The sequence below is a fragment of the Caulobacter sp. BK020 genome, from assembly GCF_004342605.1.
In the GTDB taxonomy this organism is placed as follows: Bacteria; Pseudomonadota; Alphaproteobacteria; order Caulobacterales; family Caulobacteraceae; genus Caulobacter.
Genome location: NZ_SLZL01000024.1, coordinates 1 through 21,694, shown reverse-complemented (window position 1 = coordinate 21,694; position 21,694 = coordinate 1). Strand labels below are relative to the sequence as shown.

Below are 21,694 nucleotides of genomic sequence, written 5' to 3'. Positions count from 1 at the left end.
TTGGCTCGGGAGCCGACGCATGACCTACAGCGGCAAGTGGCTGGACCAGCCCGAGGAGATCCTGTTCGAGGTGTCCGAGCGGGTCGCGCGCATCACCCTGAACAAGCCCGACAAGCGCAACGCCCTGTCGCCCCGGACGTTGCAGGAATTGCATGACGCCCTGCTGGAGGCCGACGATCGTCTCGACGTCAATGTCGTCATCCTGCGGGGCGCCGGCAAGGACTTCTGCGCCGGCTACGACCTGGGCGGGGTCTATGCCGGGCGCAAGGCCGAAGGGGAAGCGGCCGCCACGGAGGCGCCCAGCTATCGCAGCTCGTCCGGCAGCTACGACGACGACGCCTGGTTCATGGAGCGCCAGCAGGCCCTGACCACGGTAATCTTCGACCTGCACAAGCCGGTCATCGCGCGAGTGCAGGGCAACTGTCTGGCCGGCGGCACGGACCTGGCGCTGATGTGCGACTTCGTCATCTGTTCCGACGAGGCCAAGATCGGCTTCCCGGCGGCCCGCGCCAACGGCTCGCCGCCCAATCACATGTGGATCTATCACTGCGGGCCGCAGTGGGCGAAGCGCATCCTGATGACCGGCGATAGCATCCGGGGCAGGGATGCCGTTACGATCGGCCTCGCCCTCGAGTCGGCGCCGGCAGACCAGCTGGACGCGGTGGTCGACGAACTGGCCCGGCGGCTGTCGTTCGTCGACAACGAACTGCTCTCCGCCCACAAGCGCATCGTCAACCTGGCCCTGGAAGGCATGGGCGCCCGGACGATCCAGCGCCTGGCGGCCGAGAACGACGCCCGGGCTCACCTGTCCAAGGGACCCCGGCGCACACAGTTCAAGGCGGACATGGCCGAGCACGGGCTGAAGACGGCGCTAACCAACCGCGACGCGCCGTTCGGCGACGGCGTCATCCGGCTGCGCGAGGACTGACCGCTTATCGACCAGGCGATGATCGCGGCAAGTCGCCTTCTTCGTTTTGCCGAGAACCCGAGCACGGCTAACCTGTTCGATGTCGTCGCGCCCGACGCGAAGCATGGAAACCCAATGCAACTCCAGACCGGCCCACTTCCACTCTACCACCAGATGGAACAGGATCTGCGGTCGCGTCTGCATGGCGGTGAATTCGGCCCCGGCGATCCCTTGCCGACCGAAGAGCGCCTGTGCGAGCAGTATGGGGTCAGCCGCATCACCGTGCGGCGAGCGCTGGAGGCCCTGATCGCCCAAGGCCTGATCGTCAGGCGTCGCGGCGTGGGTTCGTTCGTGGCCGAGCGCAAGGTCGGCTCGCGGTCCATTTCCCTCAAAGGGTCGCTGGACGAGTTCCTGGCCGGCGCCGGCGTGATGGAGCCGGACCGGCTGTCGCTCGAACATGACGTGCGCAACGCCGAGGCGGCGGCGATCCTCAACCTGCCCGACGACGCCGGCATGACGCGCCTGGAACTGATCAGTCGCATCGACGGCGAGCCGGCGGCCTATCTGGAGATCTATTTCCCGCTTGAGGTCGGTGGGAAGCTTGAACAGCTCGACTTCGTGACGGCGGGCGTGCCAATCATTCGCGCCGTCGAGCGGCGCCTGAACGTTCGCGTCGCTCGCGCCCAGCAGAGGATCGAGTCTGGGGTGGCCGGCAGGGTCGCCGCGGCCCATCTGGGGCTGCGGCCCGCTGATCCGGTGCTGCTAGTCACCCGCGCCTATTACCTGGCTAGCGGCCAGCCGATCGAGGTGGTGTTCGTGCGCTACCACCCCGCCCGCTACAGCTACGTCATCGAGTTCCACGCCGACGGTCGCGCCGGTTGAGCACTCCACGGTCCGCAACGAGACATCCGTAAAATTCGAACGACGTTCAAAAAACCGAAAAAGAACGTTGCGACTCCCAAGTTGTTATGACAACATAACGTCATAAGAAACGAAGGGAGGTTGCCGTGGTGAAGTCATTGGATCCGAAGAAGATCAAGTCGGCCCAACGCGCGCTCGAAGTGCTGGAGTATTTTTCCGACGCGCGGCCGACGGCCACCGTCATGGATATCGCCCGCTCCATGGGCTATCCGCAGTCGAGCACGTCGGAGCTTCTCAACTGCTTGGTTTCGCTGGGCTATCTGAGCCGTGATCGCGATCAGCGCACCTATCGGCCCACGGCCCGGGTGGCGGTGATCGGTTCGTCGGTCCAGCCTGAGCTGTTCCGCAAAGGGCGCCTGCTGGCCATTCTCGACCACCTGGCCGAAGAGGCCGGCGTCACCGTCACCCTGGCCCACAAGGTCGGCATGTCAGTGCAGCACATCCACGTGGTGCGCGGCGGCGACGCGCCCGCCGACATCGACGCCAGCGCCGGCCTGGCGGCCTCATCGGCCGGCAAGGTGCTGCTGGCCACGTTCGACCCGGTTCTGGTGCGGAAGCTGGTCCACCGGATCAACGCCGAGGCGCCGGAGGGGACCGACCGCATCTGCGCCGTCGAGTTCGGGGAGGCGCTGCGCCAGGTCCGGATCCAGGGCTACGCCCAGCATGTGGACGGCGACCAGGCCAGCCTGTCGATGCTGGTTTCGCAACTGCGCGACGCCCACGCCTTGGCGCTCAACATCCACGGGGACAGAGCGTTCTTCGAAGCCAACAAAGATTGGCTACTGCAGATGGTGCGCGGGGCCATCGCTCGCCTGAACAATCCGGCCTTGGGACGTTCTCTGGACGTCGGCGCCGCCCAGCCGGAACGTCGTTCCGCCTGATCATCCATCTCTCATGTCGGCGACAGCGGCCGCGCCCTGGGGTGCGGCCGCTTTTGCGTTCGTCAGGCGTCAGCTGCGCCCAGGATGACCGTTGCCTGGCTGGACAGGACGCCGCCGTTGCCGTGGGCGATGGCGAAGCTGGCGTCCGCGACCTGGCGATCTCCGGCTTCGCCCCGCAGCTGGCGCACGGCCTCGACGATCGGGAACAGGCCGTACATGCCCGGATGGCAGCACGAGAGGCCGCCGCCGTTGGTGTTGACCGGCAGGGCCCCGCCCGGCGCGATCCGCCCGTCCTGGACAAAGCGGGCGCCTTCGCCCCTGGCGCAGAAGCCGAGATCCTCCAGGAACAGGATCGTGTTGATGGTGAAAGCGTCGTAGACTTGGACGACGTCGATGTCGGCGGGCGTCAGGCCGGCCCGCTCATAGGCCCGCGCGCCCGACCTGGCGGCGGCGGTGACCGTCAGATCCTCAAGCCAGCCGATCTCGCGGTGGTGGGTCTCGGCGGCGGCGCCCATGATTTTGACTGGCGCCCGCTTCAGGTCGCGCGCCCGGTCGGCTCGGGTCATCACCACGGCGGCGGCGCCGTCGGTCACCAGGCAGCAGTCGAGCACCGACAGCGGGTCCGAAACCATCCGCGAGGCCAGGTAGTCGTCCATGGTCAGGGGATCGCGCTTGAACGCCTCCGGATTTAGTATCGCCCATTGTCGGGCCGCCAGCGCCACCTCGCCCAGTTGCTCGCGCGTCGCGCCGTACTGATGCATGTAACGGGCGGCGGCCAGGGCGTAGGAGCTGACCGGGTTGAGCGGACGATAGGGCGCCTCGTAGCGCATGGGCTGGACGGTCGAGACCAGTTTGCCGGTCGCCGTCGCCTGGTTCGAGCCGTAGGCGATCAGGGCGTAGTCGATGGCGCCGGCGTCCAGGAGATAGGCCGCATGCTCGACATAGGTCTGGAAGGCCGATCCGCCGGTGCGATTGTTGTCGGTGACCTTGGGCCGGATGCCCAGGTACTGCGCGAACGACAGTCCGCCCATGGTGTCGGTGGGGTGGCAGAAGAAAAGGCCGTCGACATCGGCCAGCGACAGCCCGGCGTCCTCCAGCGCCATAACGCTGGCGATCGCGGCGAGGTCCGAGGACTCGTAGCCCGGCGCTTTGCCCTGGCCGAAGGTGGCGGCGCCGACGATGGCCGTGCGGCCGCGGGGGAAGTCGCTCATGCCGGCTGCTCCGCCAGGTCGAAGACCACGACCGGTTCGCCATCCTGGTCGACAATGCGCGCCTGGACGACCATGCCGATCGCGACGGCGGCGGGATCCACACCCTCGACCCGGCTCATCATGCGCGGCCCTTCGGCCAGATCGATCAGGGCGACGTTGTAGCTAGGCTCGGGCGGCTTCTTGCGCACGACCGTGGTCGAGTAGACCACGCCACGGCCCGAAGCCTCGACCCATTCCAAGTCCCGTGCGCCGGTCCCAGGCGCCACGACGCGCGGATAGAAGACATGGGCGCCGTCCCCCTTCGAGCGCTGGATCATGAACCGGCCCTGCGCCAGGAAGGCGCGGAACTCGGCGTCCGGATGGGTGACGTCCATCGGTCAGTTGCCGACGAACTGGGCTTTGCGCTTCTCCTTGAAGGAGTTGGTCCCCTCCCGGAAGTCTTCGGTCTGGACCATCAGCGGCTGGATGTTGGCCTCGAAGTCCAGGGCCTGGTCATAGGTTTGGGCTGGGGCGGCGTCGAACTGGCGCTTGGCCATGGCCAAGGCGATGGTCGGGGCGTTGACGAAGCTGGCGGCGACCTCGCGGGCCTTGGCCAGGGCCTCGCCGGGGGCCGTAGCGTGCAGGGTCAGGCCCAGTTGATGGGCCTCGGTCCCGCTGACGAAGCGGCCCGAATACATGATCTCCTTGGCGCGCTGGATCGGCACGTAGCGGGTCAGCAGGAACGCCGCGCCGCCGTCCGGCGCCAGGCCGATGTGCCGAAAGGCGAACTGGAACCGGGCGTTCTCGGCCGCCACGGTGATGTCGGCGGCCAGGGCCAGGGCCCAGGACATGCCGATGCACACGCCCTCGACAGCGGCGATCACGGGCTTGTTGGTGTTGGCCACGGCGCGGGCCATGCGGTGCAGGTGGCGCATGCGATAGAGCGAGCCGCTGATCCCGCCGCCGCCCATCTCGCCGACGTCGGCGCCGGCGCTGAAGTCCGAGCCCGCGCCGGTCAGGATGATCACCCGCACGGAGTCGTCGTCCTGGCATTTCAGGAACGCATTCTCGATCTCGGTGCGCATGGCCAGCAGGATGGCGTTCTTACGCTCGGGCCGATTGATGGTCACGGTCGCGACGCCGTTTTCGATGCTCAGATCGATCGCCATGTCGGTTGGTCTCCTAAACTCTGGCTTCAAGGCATAGCACCGCGCCTGAGGCGGTGACGACCCGCCCAGGACCCTTGTTCTTCCCCATATCGCGGCTGCGATAGGGGCCCGGCCGTCCTTGCGACGTGCGACGCGGCGGGCACATTGGCGGCGTGCAAACCTTCGACGCCCATCCCTTCGACCCGCCGGACGGCGTTCCGACGCTACGCCGCGAGGTGCGCGATTTCATCGCTCGCGAAGCGCCGAAATCCGACGCCGCCAGCCGCGCGAACTGCTGGGCCGTCTGTGACGCGGACTTCAGCAAGGCGATGGGCAAGGCCGGCTATATCGGCATGACCTGGCCGGTCGAATATGGCGGCCACGCTCGCCATCCGCTGCATCGCTACGTCGTGCTAGAGGAGTTGCTGGCCGCCGGCGCGCCGGTCGGCATGCACTGGATCGCCGACCGCCAGAGCGGACCGCTGCTGCTGCGCTACGGGACCGAGGAACAGCGACGGACCCATCTGCCCAGCATCGCGGCCGGCGAAACCTATGTCTGCATCGGCATGAGCGAGCCGGGGGCGGGGTCGGATCTGGCGTCCATCCGCACCCAGGGCGTTCGCGACGGCGACGGCTGGCGCATCAGCGGCCAGAAGGTCTGGACCACCAACGCCCATAACGCCCAGTTGATGATCGCCCTGGTTCGGACGGTCGAGGGCTCGCAGCGCAACGAGGGTCTGACCCAGTTCCTGATCCCGCTGGACACCCCCGGCGTGACGGTCCGGCCGATCATCGACCTGGTCGGCGGGCACGACTTCAACGAGGTCTTTCTCGACGACGTCCATGTGCCGGACAGCGCCCGGGTCGGTCCGGAAGGCAACGGCTGGAAACAGGTGACGGCCGAGCTGTCGCTGGAGCGGTCGGGACCCGAACGCTACCTGTCCAGCTATGCCGCCCTGGTCGAACTGATCCGTTTCGCGGGGCCGGACCCCGAGCCGGTGCTGGCCGTCCTGATCGGGCGGCTGACCGCCGAGCTCTGGACCCTGCGGCAGATGTCGCAATCCACCGCCGCCAAGCTGGCGGCGGGCGAGGATCCCGCGCTGGAGGCGGCGATCGTCAAGGATCTGGGCAACAGTTTCGAGCAGGAGCTGCCGCGCGCCATCCAGGCCGCGCTTGACGGCGCCGAGGATCTGTCGGCCGCTACCGACCTGACGCGAGTCCTGGCTCTGCTGCTGCAGGTCTCACCGTCGTTCTCGCTGCGCGGCGGCACGCGCGAGATCCTGCGCGGCATCATCGCCAGGGGGCTGGGTCTGAGATGAGCGAGACACGGACTCTGCTCACCGACACGGCCGATCGCCTGTTCACGGACCTCGCGGCCCATCCCGACGCTCCGTTTGCTGAGGTCTGGCCCTCAATCGCTGAGGCCGGCTTCGAAAGCCTGCTGTTGGGCGAGGACGAAGGCGGTTTCGGCGGCGACTGGGGCGACCTGTTCGCGGTGGCGCGACTGGCCGGATCGCACGCCCTGGCGGCGCCGGTCGGCGAGGCGGCGGTGGCGGCCTGGGCGCTGACGCGTGCGGGCCTGACGCCGGCCGAGGGCCTGGCGACGATCGCGCCCGCGGTCGACGGCTGCGTCGAGAACGGCCGGTTCACCGGCAGCCTGAAGGCGACGCCCTGGGGCGGCGCGGCCCAGACGGTCGTCGCGACGCATGCTGGGTCGCTGCTAAGGCTGCAGACGACAGACTGCCGGATCGAATCTGGCCACAGCCCGGTGGGCGAGCCGCGCGACACGCTGACCTTCGAGGGCGCGGTCGCGGAAGCCGCGCCGAGCGACATCGACCTGTTGGCTTGCGGCGCCTTCCTGCGGACGGCTCAGATCGCCGGCGCCCTGGACGCGGCCCTGGCCGCCTCGATCGCCTACGCCAACGAGCGGGTGCAGTTCGGCAAGCCGATCAGCAAGTTCCAGACCGTCCAGCAGACCCTGGCGATCTTCGCGATCGAGGCGGCGGCGGTGAACTCCGCTGGCCAGGCGGCCGCCAGGGCCGCCGATGCGGGTGTCGCCGATTTCGAATTCGCGGCGGCCAAGCTTCGAGCCAACATCGCGGCCGGGCAGGGCGCGGCCCTGGCTCACCAGGTGCACGGCGCCATCGGCTTCACCCAGGAACATCCGCTGCACCGCCTGACGCGCCGCCTGGCCGGATGGCGTTCGGAATTCGGCAGCGACCGCTTCTGGGCGCAACGGCTGGGGCGGCGGGTCGCCGGACTGGGGCCTGACGGCCTGTGGCCCGAACTCGCCCGGCGGTCCGACGCCGCGTGACTGGATTTGCAAGGGGAGGGCGCATGCCCGAAGCCGTCATCGTCTCGACCGCCCGAACGCCGATCGGCCGGGCTTTCCGGGGCGCGTTCAACAATACTCATGGGGCCGATCTCGGCGGGCATGTCATCGCCGCGGCGCTGGAGCGCGCGGGCGTCGCGCCGGGCGAGGTTGAGGACGTCATCCTGGGCTGCGCCACGCCCGAGGGGCCGACCGGCAACAACATCGCCCGCCAGTCGGCGATCCGCGCCGGCTGCCCGGTGACCGTGCCGGGCTTCACGCTGGACCGCAAATGCTCGTCGGGCCTGCAGGCCATCGCCCTGGCGGCCCAGCGCCTGCTGGCCGGCGAAGGCGACATCTTCGTCGCCGGCGGCGTGGAGAGCATCTCGCTGACCCATCATCACCTCAACCGCCACCGCAATCGCAGCGACTGGCTGGTCGAACACAAGGCCGACATCTATCTGCCGATGATCGCCACGGCCGATACCGTCGCGCGCCGCTATGGGGTCAGCCGGGAAATCCAGGACGCCTATTCCCTGGAAAGCCAACGCCGCACCGCCGCCGCCCAGGCCGCCGGCCGATTCGACGCCGAGCTCGCGCCGCTGAAGAGCCTCAAGCAACTGACCGACAAGCAAGGCCAGGTGATCGGTGAGGAAGAGGTGCTGCTGACCAAGGACGAGGGCAACCGGCCGGAAACGACGCTGGAAGGCCTGGCCGGGCTCAAGCCGATCAACGGCGAGGAAGCCTTCATTACGGCCGGCAACTCTTCTCAGCTCTCGGACGGCGCCAGCGTCTGCGTGGTGATGTCCGCCGACGAGGCCGCGCGTCGGGGCTTGAACCCGCTGGGTCGGTTCAAGGGCTTCGCGGTCGCCGGTTGCGAGCCGGACGAGATGGGGATCGGGCCCGTGCATGCCGTTCCCAAGCTGCTGGCGCGGCATGGTCTCGGCGTCGACGACATCGACCTGTGGGAGCTGAACGAGGCCTTCGCCGTGCAGGTCGTCCATTGCCGCGACGTGCTCGGGATCGACCCGGAGCGCATCAATGTCGACGGCGGCGCGATCGCGATCGGCCACCCCTACGGCATGAGTGGGTCGCGCCTGACCGGACACGCCCTCATCGAGGGGAAGCGCCGCGGCGCCAGGCGTGTCATCGTCACCATGTGCATCGGCGGAGGCATGGGCGCCGCCGGTTTGTTCGAGATCGACCGATGACCGACCGCTACGCCGCCTTCGACCGCCTGAAGTTCGACCGCCCCGCGCCGCGCGTGCTGCGCCTGACCCTGAGCAATCCGGGCAAGGCCAACGCCGTGACGCCGACCATGCACCGTCAGCTGGAGGAGGTCTGGGCGGCGATCGACGCCGATCCCGAGACGCGGGTGACGATCGTCACCGGCGAAGGCCGCGCCTTCTGCGCCGGCGGAGCGCTGGACGACATGCCGGTCGCGGGCGCCCTCGACGCCAACCAGCAGTTCTCGCAGGACTTCAACAACGCCACCCGGTTGGTCCGTAACATCATCGCGTCGCGCAAGCCCATCGTCTCGGCGGTAAACGGCGCGGCGGTCGGGGCGGGCCTGGCTCTGGCCCTGCTGGCCGACGTGCCGATCGCGGCCAAAACGGCCAAGCTGCTGGACGGACACGTCCGCATCGGCGTCGCGGCGGGCGACCATGCGGCGATCGTCTGGCCGCTGCTATGCGGCATGGCCAAGGCCAAATACTACCTGCTGACCAACCGCCCGATGACCGGCGAGGAGGCCGAGCGCAACAATCTGGTCGCCCTGGCGGTGGAGGCCGAGGCGCTGGAGGCGACGTCGATCGAGGTCGCGCTCGAGCTGGCCGCCGCCGCGCCGACGGCGGTGCGGATGACCAAGTACGTGCTGAACCACTGGCTGCGCCAGAACGAGGCGATCTTCGACCTGTCGGCCGCGTTCGAGATGGTCAACTTCTCCGGCGCGGAAGCCAAGGAGGCGCTGAAGGCCATGGAAGAAAAGCGTCCCCCCGACTTCACCACCGACGTGCTGTTCTGAGAGGCCCGCGATGAGCGACGGACATTCGACCGACGGCATGGACCTGAACGCCCTGCGCGACGGCGTGAGGACGGTGCTGTCGGAACAGGCCTCGCACGAGAAGGTGGCCGCCTTCACCAACGCGGAGGGCGTGCGCGATCAGCCGCTGTGGTCGCAGGCCGCCGAGCTGGGCTGGCTGGCGCTCTTCGCCGACGAGGCGCATGGCGGTCTGGGCTTGGGGCCGTCCGAGCTTGCCGTCATCTATGAGGAACTGGGACGCGCCGTCGCGCCCTTGCCGGTTCTGGGGACGATGCTGGTCGTCGAAGCCCTGGCGCGGGGCGGTGACGCTGACCAGCAGGCGGCCTGGATCCCCCGACTCGCGGCCGGCGAGTTGGCCGGAGCGGTATCGATGCTGGCGCCCGGGGCTCCCGCACCGACCCTGACGCTATCGACAGGCCCCGGCAGCGGCGTGGTGCTCGACGGCGTGGTGGAGAACCTGCTCGATGGCGCGGCGGCCGATGTCCTGCTGTTGCTGGCCCGCGAGGGCGAGGGCTTGCGCTGGGTGCTGGTGGAGCCCGCTGTCGACGGCGTCACGGTCGAAAAGGCCGCCACCGTCGATCGCACTCGACACCTGGGCGTGGCGCGGTTCGAGCGCGTGGTCCTGCCGGCCGGTCGGGTGCTGACCGGAGATGCGGACGAGATCGCGCAAGCCTTGCTGCACCACGCGGCTCTGGCTCTGGCGAGCGACGCCCGAGGCGGCGCCAACGCCATCTTCGAAATCACGCTCGACTACCTGAAGACCCGCGAGCAGTTCGGCAAGCCGATCGGCTCGTTCCAGGCCTTGAAGCACCGATGCGCCGATCACAAGATCGCCCTGGTCGCCTCGGGCGTCTTGGTCGCCGAGGCCGTGGCCAAGGCGGCGAGCGGTGATTCCGCGGCCGGTCGCTACGCCCTGGCCGCCAAGGCCCTGGCGAGCGAGGTCTATGCCCGCGTGGCCCAGGACGCCGTGCAACTGCACGGCGGCATCGGCTACACCTGGGAGCATCCCTGCCATCTCTATCTGAAGCGCGCCAAGCTGAACGAGCAGCTGTTCGGCGGGCCGGCGGCCTATCTCGACGGGGTCACCGACCTGCTCTTGGCGGCGGCCTGAGGGAGCATGACCATGTCCGTCCAGACCGCGACGAACCCATCAACCGCGACCCGCCGGTTTGACCCGCTGGCCCGCAAGGATGACTTGGACGCCTTCCGCGCCGAGGTGCGGGCTTGGCTCGAGGCGGTGGTGCCCGCCGACTGGCGCGCGCGGATGACCGGCGCGAGCGAGGCCGACTATGTCGCCTTCCAGCGCTGGTGGTTCGCCGAGATGGGCAAGGTGGGCCTGGCGACGCCGCACTGGCCCCGCGACTGGGGCGGCGCCGATATCGGCATCCGGCATCAGGTCATCATCTTCGAGGAGATCGCCCGCGCCCAGGCGCCCAATCCGGACATGTTCGTGATCTCGCTCTACCACCTGCCAGCCACGCTGTTCGGGAACGGCTCGAAGACGCAGCGCGACCGGTACCTGACGGGCGTCAAGGAGCGTGGCGAGGTCTGGTGCCAGGGTTTCTCGGAACCCGGATCGGGCTCGGACCTGGCTTCGCTGCGGACGCGCGCCGAGCGCAAGGGCGACGTCTATGTGGTCAATGGCCAGAAGGTCTGGTCCTCGTACGGCGCCTTCGCCGACTACTGCCTGTTGCTGGCCCGCACGGACCCGACCGCCCCTAAGAAGCAGGCCGGCATCTCGTACTTCATCCTGAACATGAAGGCGCCGGGCGTCACGGTGCGGCCGATCCGTCAGGCGACCGGCCAGGCCGAATTCTGCGAGATCTTCCTCGACAATGTCGAGATCCCGGTCAGCGACCTGATTGGCGAGGAGAACGCCGGCTGGGCCATCGCCCAGTCCACCCTGTCGGCCGAGCGCGGCCTGATCATCTTCGAACTGTCCGAGCGCATGGCGCGGACCCTGGACGCCGACCTCGCCGATGCCAAGCGAACCGACGCGGCTTGGCTGAAGGACGACGAAGCCCGCCGCGCCTTCACCCGCGCTTACAACGACATGGTCGCCTTGCGCCTGATGATCCGCGCCCTGATGCAGGAGATCGAGACCGACCCGCATATGGGTTCGACCACGATGCCGACCTACATCAAGGTGCACTTCTCGGAGCTGCTGCGGCGCTACACCGAGTTTCGGCTGAAGCTAGGCGGGCTGTCGGGCCAGCTTCGTCAGCCGATCATCCTGGGCGGCGGGCACCAGACCGGCAACGCCATGCACGACTTCCTGCTGAGCTACGCGTGGACGATCTCGGGCGGCGCCAACGAGATCCTGAAGACCATGATCGCCGAGCGCGCGCTCGGCCTGCCGCGCTGAGGATCGCCGATGACCGACACTGAGACCTCCGCCGCAGTTCTGGTCGATACACCCGCCGAGGGCGTTGCCCGGATCACGCTGAACCGGCCCGAGGCGCTGAACGCCTTCACCTTCGACATGTACGAGGCGCTAATCGCGGCGTTCGAGAGCCTGCGCGACGATCCAGACGTACGGGTGATCATCCTGACCGGCGCGGGGCGAGCCTTCTGCGCCGGCCACGACGTGCGGGTGGGCGGCAAGCCTACCTGGGTCCGGCCGGGCCTGGGGCGCATCCAGTCGGGCAAGTACACCATGCGAGTGCTGGGCCAGATCCCCGTCCTGATGCGGGCCATGCCCCAGCCGATCATTTGCGCGGTCAACGGCACGGCGGCCGGCATCGGCTACGCGCTGGCCCTGGCCTCGGACATGACGCTGGCCGCGCGGTCGGCCAAGTTCGTCAACGTCATCCACAACGCCGCGACCGGCGCCGAGCTGGGGATGAGCTATCTGCTGCCTCGCGCCGTCGGTGCGCAGCGGGCGGCTGAGCTGCTGCTGACCGCGCGGGCGGTGCAATCGGACGAGGCCGAGCGCATCGGCTTGGTGCTGCGCGCGGTCGACGACGACGTCCTGATGGACCAGGCCTTGGCCCTGGCCGACGCTGTCGCCGTCAACAGCCCGGTCGGCATCTGGCTGACCAAGCAGTCGCTGTGGTTCAACCAAGGCGCCGGCAGTCTGGAAGCGGCCATCGAGCTGGAGAACCGCGCGGTGCTGGCCAGCCAGGCGACCGAGGACGCGGCCGAGAAGCGCGCCTCCGCCATCGAGAAGCGCCGCCCCAAGTTCAAGCACACCTGACGCGCCGAACGACGGCCGCGAGCGAGGAAACCTTCATGTCAGACACGATCCGCTTCGACGACAAGGTCGTCGTCGTCACCGGCGCGGGCAACGGCCTGGGCCGCACCTATGCGCTGCAACTGGCCCAGCGTGGCGCCCAGGTCGTGGTCAACGACCTGGGCGGCTCCACCGACGGCCGGGGCGACGACCAGTCGGCCGCCTCCCGGGTGGTCGAGGAGATCCGTGCGGCAGGCGGGGAGGCGACGGCCAATTTCGACAGTGTGGCCACCCAGGCGGGCGGGGCAAACATCATCAAGACGGCGCTGGACGCCTATGGCCGGATCGACGCGGTGATCGCCAATGCGGGCATCCTGCGCGATCGCAGCTTCTCCAAGCTCAGCCAGGAGGAGCTCGACATCATCCTTGACGTCCACCTGCGCGGGACGATGTTCACGGTGCAGCCGGCGTTCAACTGGATGCGCGAGAACGGTGGCGGAAACATCGTGATGACAGCCTCGCCGTCGGGTCTGTTCGGGGCGTTCGGCCAGGCCAACTACTGCGCGGCCAAGCTGGGTATCGTCGGCATGATGCGGGTCATGGCCATCGAGGGCGCCAAGGCCGGGATCAAGGTAAACGCCCTGGCCCCGACCGCCGCCACCCGGCTGACCGCCACGGCCGGCATGTCGGGCGAGGCTGCCGAGCCGAAGTCGCCTGAGGAGGATCCGATGTCCACCGCGCGGGTCTCGCCGCTGGTGCTGGCCCTGGCCCACGAAAGCTGCCCGGCCTCGGGCGAGATCTTCAACGCCGGCTGCGGTTGGATCAGCCGCGCCGTGGTCGCCGTCAACGAAGGCGTGCTGCTGGACGACTTCTCGCCCGAGGGCGTCGCCGCCCATTGGGACGCCATTCGCGACGCCTCCAAGCTGACCGTGCCAGTCGACGCGACCGACTACTGGCGGATGATCCAAGCCAAGACTGGCGCGACGGGCTGATGATGTCGCCGCTGACCCTGCACGACCTCCTCGACCTGGAGGACATCGGCTCGGACTATTTCCGCTCGCGCCGCACCGAGCCGAACCTGAGCGGAGCCTTGTACGGCGGCCAGGTCCTGGCCCAGGCGCTGCGCGCCAGCCAGTTCACGGTGAACGGGCGGCCAGTCCATTCGCTGCACGGCTACTTCATCCGTCCCGGCGCCGAGGCCGAGCCCGTCGTCTACCAGGTCGAGCGCACACGCGACGGCCGCAACTTCACCACCCGGCGGGTCATCGCCCGACAGAAGGGCGTGCCGATCTTCCACATGGAGGCCTCGTTCCACGACGGCGCCGAGGGCGTCGCCCACGCCCAACCTGCGCCTGCCGTTCTGGGTGCGGACCAGGTTTCGGCCGAGGATCCCTTCGAACGGGCGATCACGGCGGCGCGCGGCGCCGACGATCCGACGCCGCGAACTCTGTTGCCGCTGGTCGAACGCCGCCTGGTTCCAGCCGAACCGGGCGCGCGAGAAGCCGAGCGCCAGCTGTGGATGCGGGCCCGGGGCGAAGCCCTGAACGAGGTCGATCTGCGCGCTTGCGGCCTGGCCTATCTGTCCGACTTCTGGCTCGGCGGCGTCGCCAAGGCCCCGCATCCCGAGGCGGTGCGGCAGCGGATCGCCAGCCTCGACCACGCCCTCTGGTTCCACGCGCCCGCCCAGCCGACTGACTGGCTGCTCTACGAAATGTCCAGCGCCTGGGCGGGCTCGGCGCGGGGCTTGGCCCAGGGCCGCATCTATGACGAGTCCGGCGGACTGGTCGCGTCGGTGGCGCAGGAGATCTACCTGTTCCCGGGCGAGATGCATGCCGCGCCCCGCGTGGGCGAACTTTGAACCCTTCGGGCAGATCGTCGGATCGCCCATGCGATTGGCGAGGCGGGGGCGGCTTGCATCGGTCGCGAGTGGGGTAAGGTCGGGCCATGAACTTCGATCTCGATCCGGCCGACGCGGCGTTCCAGGCGGAGATGCGCGCCTTCATCCGCCAGGCGCTGCCGGCGGATATCGCCCGACGCGGCCGCCAGGGCTTCCATGCGACGCATGACGACGTCCAGACGTGGATGCGCATTCTGAACGCCCGTGGCCTGGCCGCGGTGCATTGGCCCCGGCAATACGGCGGCACCGACTGGTCGCCGCTGCGGCGGCACCTGTTTCAGGTCGAGCTGAGGGCGGCGGGCGCGCCGGTGCCGGATCAGGCTGCGCTCGAACTGGTCGGGCCGGTGATCTACACGTTCGGCGACGAGGTCCAGAAGGCCCGCTACCTGCCGGCGATCCTCAACGCCGACACCTTCTGGTGCCAGGGTTTCTCGGAGCCGAACTCGGGCTCGGACCTGGCGTCGCTGAAGACCAGCGCGGTGCGAGACGGCGACCACTACCTGGTCAATGGCCAGAAGACCTGGACGTCGGAGGCCCACAAGGCCGACATGATGTTCGCCCTGGTCCGCACCGACGGCGAGGCCAGGCCCCAGGCGGGCATCTCGTTCCTGCTGATCGACATGAAGAGCCCGGGCGTCTCCGTCCGGCCGATCTACACGATCAACGAAGGCCTCAGCGTCAACGAGGTGTTCCTCGACAATGTCCGGGTCCCGGCCGAGAATCTGGTCGGCGATGAGAACCGCGGCTGGGGCTACGCCAAGTTCCTGCTCACCAACGAGCGGACCATGAGCGCGGAGACCCCGCACACGGCCTTCGACCTGGAACAGGTCAAGCAGATCGCCGCTGTCGAGATGCGCGGCGGGCGGCCGCTGATCGAGGATCCGCTGTTCGCCGCCCGGCTAGCCCGCTTCGAAATCGAGCTCCGGGCTCTCGAAACCGCCGTCCTGCGCGTGCTGCACATGGGCGACAACGACCCGGCGCTGAACGCCACCGCCTCGGTTCTGAAGCTGCGCGGCTCCGAGCTGCGCCAAAGGATCGCCGACCTGGCCGTCGAGGCTCTGGGCGACCATGGGCTGGCGGTGTTCCCGGACGTCGAGGGGCAGGACAACATGGACGTCCTGGCTCCGGTCCCGCCGGCGCCCGACTACGCCGCCGGCTGGCTATCGCGCATGATGTTCCGCCGCGCGACCACGATCTATGGCGGGGCCAACGAGATCCAGCGCACCATCATCGCCAAGTCGGTGCTGGGTCTGTGAGGGCATAGGACGATGGATTTCTCTCCAACCCAGGAACAGGCCGCCCTGAAGGAAAGCGCGCGGCGGCTTTGCGAGCGCGACTACGGCTTCGAGCAGCGCCGCCATCGGATGCGCGGCGCCGAGGGCTTCTCGCGCGATCTGTGGAAGACCTTCGCCGACCTTGGCTGGCTGGGCGCGGGCCTGTCGGAGGACGACTTCGGCTACGGCGGCGGACCGGTCGAGACGGCCCTGCTGCAGGAGGAGTTCGGCCGCGTGCTGCTGGTCGAACCCTATCTGTCCTGCGCAATCATCGCTGCGCGGGCCATCGTGGCGCTGGGCGATCCGCCCCAGAAGGAAACCCTGCTGGCGCCGCTGGTCGCGGGCGAAAAACTGATCGCCCTGGCCCATAACGAAGCGGCGATGCGCGGCGACGACGCGGCCGTCCGGACCGAGGCGAAGCGGACAACGGACGGCTGGCGACTGAGCGGGCGCAAGACCTTCGTGCTGGGTGGTTCCAGCGCCGACATTCTGCTGGTGTCGGCCAGAACCCCGGGCGGCGTCACCCTGTTCGAGGTCCCCGCCAGTGCGGCGGGGCTGGAGGTCACCGCCTATCACGCGGTCGACGGCCGGCGGGTGGCCGACCTGGTGCTGACGGACGTGGCGGTGAGCGATGCGACGCGGATCGGTCCGGAGGGCGGGGCCCTGCCGGGGATCGAGCTGGCCGTCGATCATGGAGTCATCGCCCTGATGGCCGAATGCGTCGGCGCCATGGACGCGGCCCTGTGGCTGACCCGCGACTACCTGTCGACGCGCAAGCAGTTCGGCGTCACCCTGAACACCTTCCAGGCTCTGCAGCACCGGATGGCCGACATGCTGGTCGAGACCGAGCTGGCGCGGTCGATGCTGCTGCGCGGGATCGCGGCGCTGTCGGATCCCGATCCGCAGGCGCGCCGGGCCGGCGTATCCGCCGCCAAGGTCCAGATCGCCGAGGCGGCCGTGAAGGTCACCGGCGAGGCCATCCAGATGCACGGCGGCATCGGGGTGACGGAGGAATATGTGGTCGGCCATTTCTACAAGCGCGCGGTCCTGGCCCGTGGCCTTTTCGGCTCGATCGACCTGCACCTGGAACGCTTCGCGGCCTGGTCGCGAAAGGCGGTCGCATGAGGACGCTGGGCGACCTGATTACCCGCGCGGCGCGGTTCTCACCCGACGACGTCGCCTTGGTCCATGGGGAGCGGCGGTTCACCCATGCCCAGCATCTTGACCGGGCGCGGCGGTTGGCTTCGGCCTTGCACCGCGCCGGCTGCGCGCGCCAGGATCGCGTCGCGGTCCTGGCGATGAACTGCACCGAATATGCCGAAGCCTTCAGCGCCGCCTGGCTGTCGGGTTTCATCCTGAGCACGGTCAACTTCCGCCTGGCTTCGCCGGAGATCGCCTGGGTCCTGGGCGACACCGCGCCCCGCGCCCTGGTGTTCGAGGTCCAATATGCCGAGGTGGTCGCGGGGCTGAAGGACGCCCTGCCGTCGATCGAGATCTTCGTCTGCATCGGCGAGGCCCCGGACTGGGCTGTGGCCTACGAGGACTTTCTCCAGACCGGCGACCCCGAGGGCGCGCCGTTTGAGGCCCGACCCGACGACATCGCCCATATCATCTACACCTCCGGCACCACGGGCCGGCCCAAGGGCGTCATGCGCTCGCACCGCGCCGAGCTGGCGATGGGCGAATGCGTCTGCCTGGCCATGGACGTGCGGCCGCGCGGCCGGATGCTGGAGGTGATGCCGATGTTCCACGCCGGCGCCCAGTCCAGCATGCTGGCCCAGATGTGGCGAGGCGGGGAGATTCACATCCACCGTGCCTTCGATCCGAAGGCGGTGCTCGAGGCCATCGAGACCGAGAAGATCACCCATCTCCACCTGGTGCCGCTGATGGTGCAGGCGCTGGTCGATCACCCGGATTTCGACGGTCACGACGTCTCCAGCGTGGAAACCATCCTCTACGCCGCCGCGCCGATGCCCGTGCCGGTGCTGCGCCGGGCGCTGGCCCGCTTCGGCCCGGTGTTCGTCAATGCGTGGGGCCAGACCGAGGGCACGGGCACGGCCCTGCCCAAGCATCTGCACGCCGTCGATGGGCCCATGGTCGAACTGCTGGGCTCGATCGGCAACGCCTATCCGCTGACGCAGGTGCGGATCGTCGACGACCACGGCCACGACTGCGCGGTCGGCGAGGTCGGCGAACTGTGGATCCGCGGCGAAGCGGTGATGACGGGCTACTGGAACAACACGACCGCAACCTTGGAGGCCTTTCACGACGGTTGGCTGAAGACCGGCGACATGGGCCGGTTCGACGCCTGCGAGCGGGTGTTCCTGGTCGATCGCAAGAAGGACATGATCATTTCCGGCGGCGAGAATATCTATTCGCAGGAGGTCGAACGGGCGATCGCCGAGCATCCGGCGGTGGCCCAGGTGGCGGTGATCGGCGCGCCGGACGAGAAGTGGGGCGAGGCGGTGGTGGCGGCCGTCATCCTGCACCCGGGCGCGCAAGCTAGCGCCGCCGACCTGATCACCCACACGGCCAGTCTGATCGCCAGCTACAAGAAGCCCAAGCAGGTCCTGTTCCTCGACGCCTTTCCGACCCTGCCCAGCGGCAAGGTCAACAAGGTGGCGCTGAGGGCGATCCACGCTTCATCGCATGCTTGATCCTGTGGCTCCGAGCGATGGCCGCGCATTGACCCGAGCCGGCGCCGAACGGACAAACCCTATGATGGCGCCCGTTCGGCGCCCGTTCGATCAGGACTGACGATGGCTTCGGCGCGCGATCCGGTGGTGGTTGGGGTTTATCTGACCCAGCAGGCGAGGACCTTGCCGGGCCGGACGTCGCACGAGCTGCTGATCGAGGCCGTGAAGGGGGCGATCGCCGACGCGGGGATCGACCGCCGCGATATCGACGGCGTGGCGCTGGACTGGCCCGGTCCGGGCGGCGCGCCAGGCGACTCCGCCAGCTGGGCGCCCTATTTCGGCGCGCCGCTGAAATGGGTCGACAGCCACTTCATGGACACCACGGGCGTGCGCGGCGTGCTCAAGGCCGGGGCGGCGATCTCGGCGGGGCTGTGCGACACCGTGGTGATCGGCAGCGCGCGGGCGGGACCGTTCAACACCACCGGCGCGGCCGTCGGGTCGGGCATGGGGCTGGAGTGGATAGACCCCTATGGCGCCTCGACCATGGCCTATTTCGCCTTGGTGGCCCGCCGGCACATGCACCAATTCGGCACGACCTCCCAGCAGATGGCCCACGTGGCGGCGGTGATCCGCAATCACGGCCGCACCAACCCCGAGGCGGCGCTGTACGGCGGCGAGCCGGTGACGATCGAGGACATCCTGGCCTCGCCGATGATCGCCGATCCGTTGCACCGGCTGGACTGCTGCCTGATGAACGAGGGTGGCGCGGCCCTGATCATGACCACCGCCGAACGGGCCAGGGACCTGGCGGTCAAGGGCGTGCGAGTCGCGGGCGGCGCCATGGAGTTCGCCCAGGGCAACTACATCAACCCGCCGCTCTACCGCGATGTCCGGACCCTGGGCCAGGCGGCGCTCGCGCGGGCTTTCGGCCAGGCAGGGCTGTCGGTCGCCGATGTCGACGTGTTCTGTATCTACGATCCCTGCTCGTTCGAGGTGCTGCGCCAGTTCGAGATGCTGGGCCTGTGCGGCGAAGGGGAGGGCGGCGATTTCGTGGCCGGCGACCGGCTGACCCTGAAGGGCGACTGCCCGACCAATCTGGACGGCGGCATGCTGGCTGGAAGCTGGACGGGCACCAGCCAACTGACCGGCAAGGTCATCGAGGGCGTGCGCCAGATCCGCGGCGGACTGGGTGCGCGTCAGGTCACGGACGCCGAGGTGGCGCTGGTCACCAACGCCGGCTCCGGCGCCCAGCATCTAGAAACCCTCCTCCTGACCGGGAGCTGAGCCATGGCCGACGCCGCGTTCGACTTTCCTGTCACGACCCTGTCACGGCCCTATTGGGAAGCGGCGGCGCGGGGGCGCCTGATCGCCCCGCGCTGCAACGCCTGTCAGCGGTTCTTCTTCGCCCCCGAGGTCGCCTGCACCCATTGCTTCTCCACCGACTGGAGCTGGGTCGAGGCGGCGGGCCAGGGCGAGGTCTACAGCTATACGACCATCCATCGCGCCCCGGTCCCGGGCATGGCCACGCCGTACGTGCTGGCGGCCGTCGAACTGCCGGAAGGCTTCGCCATGTTCGCGCATCTGGTCGATTGCCCGCCTGAGGCCCTGACCTGCGGCCTCCCGGTCGAGGTCGATTTCCGACCGCTTCACGACGGCCGGATTGCGCCTGTGTTCAAGCCACGCCAACCCAGCGTCTGATGTAGAGACCCCCATGTCCGATCCGCTGCATACCCTGACCCTGCTGGACGTGCTGCAGGAGCACCGCCGGTCCTATCCAAACCGCACGGCCCTGGTGCAGGAAGGCCGCCGCTACACCTACGCCGACTTGGAAGACCGCGTGAACCGGCTGGTCAACCTGTGGGAGTCGCTGGGCGTCGGGGCAGGCGAGCGCGTGCTGTGGCTGGGTCAGAATTCTCTGGCCGTGCTCGAGGGGATCCTGGCCTGCTCGGTTCTCGGGGCCATGTTCTGTCCGCTCAACTGGCGCCAGTCGCCGGAAGAGATCGCCTTCGTGATCGACGACCTCCAGCCGCGCGTGCTGCTGTGGCACGAGGGCGAGATCGGCGAGGCGGTGAAAGCCGCGCGCGAACTGGCCCAGTGGAAGCAGGGGACCTGGATTCACTTCGACGAACCCGGCCCCGATGGGTACGAGGGAAGGCTGCAGGCGGCCGATCCGGCGCTGCGGGAGCGCGCGATCGACGTCCATGCCGGCTGCGTGATCATCTACACCGCTGCGTTCGGCGGTCGGCCCAACGGGGCGATCCTCAGCCAGGCCGGCGTTATGGCCCAGAACGTCAACATCATGCTGGTCCAGGGGCTGACCTCGGGGACCATCTTCCTGAACTCCGGGCCGCACTTTCACATCGGCACCCTGATGGTGACGCTGGGCGTGTTCCACGCCGGCGGGGCCAATGTGATGATCCGTCGGACCGAGGTCGCCGTGATCGCCGAGGCCCTGCACGCCGAGAAGTGCAGCTTGGCCTTCCTGGTGCCCAAGACGATCGACGAGCTGCACGCCTTCAACGCTGACGGCCGCTACGACCTGACCCATTTCCGCTCGGCCGCCCTGCCGACCGAGGACTATTCGATGATGGGCTATGGCCAGACCGAGGTCGGCGGATTGGTGACCTGGGCCCACTACGATCGCAAGGCCGTCAGCATCTTCGGCCGCACCAGCCCGGTCGCGGTGGTGCGGGTGTTCGACGAGGACGGCAACGAGGTTCCCGACGGCGAGGTGGGGGAACTTGGGGCCCGTGGACCGACGGTCGGCCTGGGCTATTGGAACCGTCCGGAGATCAACGCCCGCCGCACGCGGTTCGGCTGGTGGCTGACCAACGACCTGGGCCGACGGGAGCCGGACGGGTCGATCAACTTCGTCGGCCCCAAGGTCCAGATGATCAAGTCGGGCGTCGAGAACATCTATCCGGCCGAGGTCGAGGGGTGCCTGAAGAGCCACCCGGCCGTGGCCGACGCCGCGGTGATCGGCGTGCCCGATCCGCGTTGGATCCAGAGCGTCAAGGCGATCATCGTCCGCAAGCCGGGCGCGGAGGTCGCCGACGTCGACCTGATCGAGCACTGCCGCGCCCGGATCGCTTCGTACAAGAAGCCACGCTGGGTGGAGTTCGCCGACGCCATTCCTCGCACCCCGGCGGGACCGACCGACTACGCCGCCCTGGACGCGGCCTATGGCGGCGGCGGCTATCCGGGCGGCAAGGATTACAAGTACTAGGCTGTGGTGACGATTTAGCTATTTGAGCCATAGCATGATGGCGGCGAGGGTTACGAAGCCCATGAAGGTGGCCGCCAGCTTGTCGTAGCG

At 68.7% G+C, this 21,694-nt stretch carries 21 protein-coding genes; 18 read left to right on the top strand and 3 right to left on the bottom strand.

Annotation, left to right across the window (positions count from 1 at the left end):
• Window positions 1-19 precede the first annotated feature (19 nt).
• The 3 genes from EV278_RS21285 to EV278_RS21275 all read left to right on the top strand — a co-directional run bounded on the left by EV278_RS21285 (window position 20) and on the right by EV278_RS21275 (window position 2,709).
• Complete coding sequence (locus EV278_RS21285; protein WP_132095816.1) at window positions 20-928, top strand: crotonase/enoyl-CoA hydratase family protein; 909 nt, start codon at window positions 20-22, stop codon at window positions 926-928.
• Window positions 929-1,042: 114 nt separating this feature from the next.
• Window positions 1,043-1,789: a GntR family transcriptional regulator gene (locus EV278_RS21280; RefSeq protein WP_165916733.1), complete on the top strand. Its 747-nt coding sequence runs from the start codon at window positions 1,043-1,045 to the stop codon at window positions 1,787-1,789.
• Between the two features lie 125 nt (window positions 1,790-1,914).
• A complete protein-coding gene (locus EV278_RS21275; RefSeq protein WP_132095812.1) occupies window positions 1,915-2,709 on the top strand; it encodes a helix-turn-helix domain-containing protein in 795 nt (264 codons plus the stop codon).
• Window positions 2,710-2,771: 62 nt separating this feature from the next.
• Here EV278_RS21275 and EV278_RS21270 read toward each other — a convergent pair whose 3' ends face one another.
• Genes EV278_RS21270 through EV278_RS21260 form a run of 3 tightly spaced genes read right to left on the bottom strand, consistent with a single transcriptional unit; the run spans window position 2,772 to window position 5,068 of the window.
• Window positions 2,772-3,920, bottom strand: coding sequence for a thiolase (locus EV278_RS21270; protein WP_132095810.1), 1,149 nt, complete (start codon window positions 3,918-3,920; stop codon window positions 2,772-2,774).
• Window positions 3,917-4,294 carry an OB-fold domain-containing protein gene (locus EV278_RS21265; RefSeq protein WP_132095808.1) on the bottom strand — a complete coding sequence of 126 codons (378 nt, stop codon included), beginning with the start codon at window positions 4,292-4,294 and terminating at the stop codon, window positions 3,917-3,919. Before EV278_RS21265 ends, EV278_RS21270 begins: the two co-directional genes overlap by 4 nt.
• A gap of 3 nt (window positions 4,295-4,297) precedes the next feature.
• Window positions 4,298-5,068, bottom strand: coding sequence for an enoyl-CoA hydratase-related protein (locus tag EV278_RS21260; protein ID WP_132095806.1), 771 nt, complete (start codon window positions 5,066-5,068; stop codon window positions 4,298-4,300).
• Between the two features lie 152 nt (window positions 5,069-5,220).
• Here EV278_RS21260 and EV278_RS21255 point away from each other — a divergent pair, with 152 nt between their 5' ends.
• The 15 genes from EV278_RS21255 to EV278_RS21185 all read left to right on the top strand — a co-directional run bounded on the left by EV278_RS21255 (window position 5,221) and on the right by EV278_RS21185 (window position 21,604).
• Complete coding sequence (locus EV278_RS21255; RefSeq protein ID WP_132095804.1) at window positions 5,221-6,366, top strand: acyl-CoA dehydrogenase family protein; 1,146 nt, start codon at window positions 5,221-5,223, stop codon at window positions 6,364-6,366.
• Window positions 6,363-7,361 carry an acyl-CoA dehydrogenase family protein gene (locus EV278_RS21250; RefSeq protein WP_132095802.1) on the top strand — a complete coding sequence of 333 codons (999 nt, stop codon included), beginning with the start codon at window positions 6,363-6,365 and terminating at the stop codon, window positions 7,359-7,361. The genes EV278_RS21255 and EV278_RS21250 overlap by 4 nt, the downstream gene beginning before the upstream one ends.
• A 23-nt stretch (window positions 7,362-7,384) precedes the next feature.
• Window positions 7,385-8,569: an acetyl-CoA C-acyltransferase gene (locus tag EV278_RS21245; RefSeq protein WP_132095800.1), complete on the top strand. Its 1,185-nt coding sequence runs from the start codon at window positions 7,385-7,387 to the stop codon at window positions 8,567-8,569.
• Entirely contained in the window at window positions 8,566-9,381 is an 816-nt protein-coding gene (locus EV278_RS21240) for an enoyl-CoA hydratase/isomerase family protein (protein WP_132095798.1), read from the top strand. Before EV278_RS21245 ends, EV278_RS21240 begins: the two co-directional genes overlap by 4 nt.
• 10 nt (window positions 9,382-9,391) lie before the next feature.
• Complete coding sequence (locus tag EV278_RS21235; protein ID WP_132095796.1) at window positions 9,392-10,510, top strand: acyl-CoA dehydrogenase family protein; 1,119 nt, start codon at window positions 9,392-9,394, stop codon at window positions 10,508-10,510.
• A 12-nt stretch (window positions 10,511-10,522) separates the two neighbouring features.
• Window positions 10,523-11,764, top strand: coding sequence for an acyl-CoA dehydrogenase family protein (locus EV278_RS21230; protein WP_132095794.1), 1,242 nt, complete (start codon window positions 10,523-10,525; stop codon window positions 11,762-11,764).
• Between the two features lie 9 nt (window positions 11,765-11,773).
• A complete protein-coding gene (locus tag EV278_RS21225) occupies window positions 11,774-12,595 on the top strand; it encodes an enoyl-CoA hydratase-related protein (protein ID WP_132095792.1) in 822 nt (273 codons plus the stop codon).
• A 35-nt stretch (window positions 12,596-12,630) separates the two neighbouring features.
• Complete coding sequence (locus EV278_RS21220) at window positions 12,631-13,563, top strand: SDR family NAD(P)-dependent oxidoreductase (RefSeq protein WP_132095791.1); 933 nt, start codon at window positions 12,631-12,633, stop codon at window positions 13,561-13,563.
• Window positions 13,563-14,429, top strand: coding sequence for an acyl-CoA thioesterase domain-containing protein (locus EV278_RS21215; RefSeq protein WP_132095789.1), 867 nt, complete (start codon window positions 13,563-13,565; stop codon window positions 14,427-14,429). The genes EV278_RS21220 and EV278_RS21215 overlap by 1 nt, the downstream gene beginning before the upstream one ends.
• 86 nt (window positions 14,430-14,515) lie before the next feature.
• Window positions 14,516-15,724, top strand: a complete 1,209-nt coding sequence (locus EV278_RS21210; protein WP_132095787.1) for an acyl-CoA dehydrogenase family protein — start codon at window positions 14,516-14,518, stop codon at window positions 15,722-15,724.
• Between the two features lie 12 nt (window positions 15,725-15,736).
• Window positions 15,737-16,867, top strand: a complete 1,131-nt coding sequence (locus EV278_RS21205) for an acyl-CoA dehydrogenase (protein ID WP_132095785.1) — start codon at window positions 15,737-15,739, stop codon at window positions 16,865-16,867.
• A complete protein-coding gene (locus EV278_RS21200; protein ID WP_132095783.1) occupies window positions 16,864-18,399 on the top strand; it encodes a long-chain-fatty-acid--CoA ligase in 1,536 nt (511 codons plus the stop codon). Before EV278_RS21205 ends, EV278_RS21200 begins: the two co-directional genes overlap by 4 nt.
• Before the next feature lie 102 nt (window positions 18,400-18,501).
• Window positions 18,502-19,662: a thiolase family protein gene (locus EV278_RS21195; RefSeq protein WP_132095781.1), complete on the top strand. Its 1,161-nt coding sequence runs from the start codon at window positions 18,502-18,504 to the stop codon at window positions 19,660-19,662.
• A gap of 3 nt (window positions 19,663-19,665) precedes the next feature.
• A complete protein-coding gene (locus tag EV278_RS21190; protein ID WP_132095780.1) occupies window positions 19,666-20,076 on the top strand; it encodes a Zn-ribbon domain-containing OB-fold protein in 411 nt (136 codons plus the stop codon).
• A 13-nt stretch (window positions 20,077-20,089) separates the two neighbouring features.
• Window positions 20,090-21,604, top strand: coding sequence for an AMP-binding protein (locus EV278_RS21185; RefSeq protein WP_132095778.1), 1,515 nt, complete (start codon window positions 20,090-20,092; stop codon window positions 21,602-21,604).
• Window positions 21,605-21,694 lie beyond the last annotated feature (90 nt).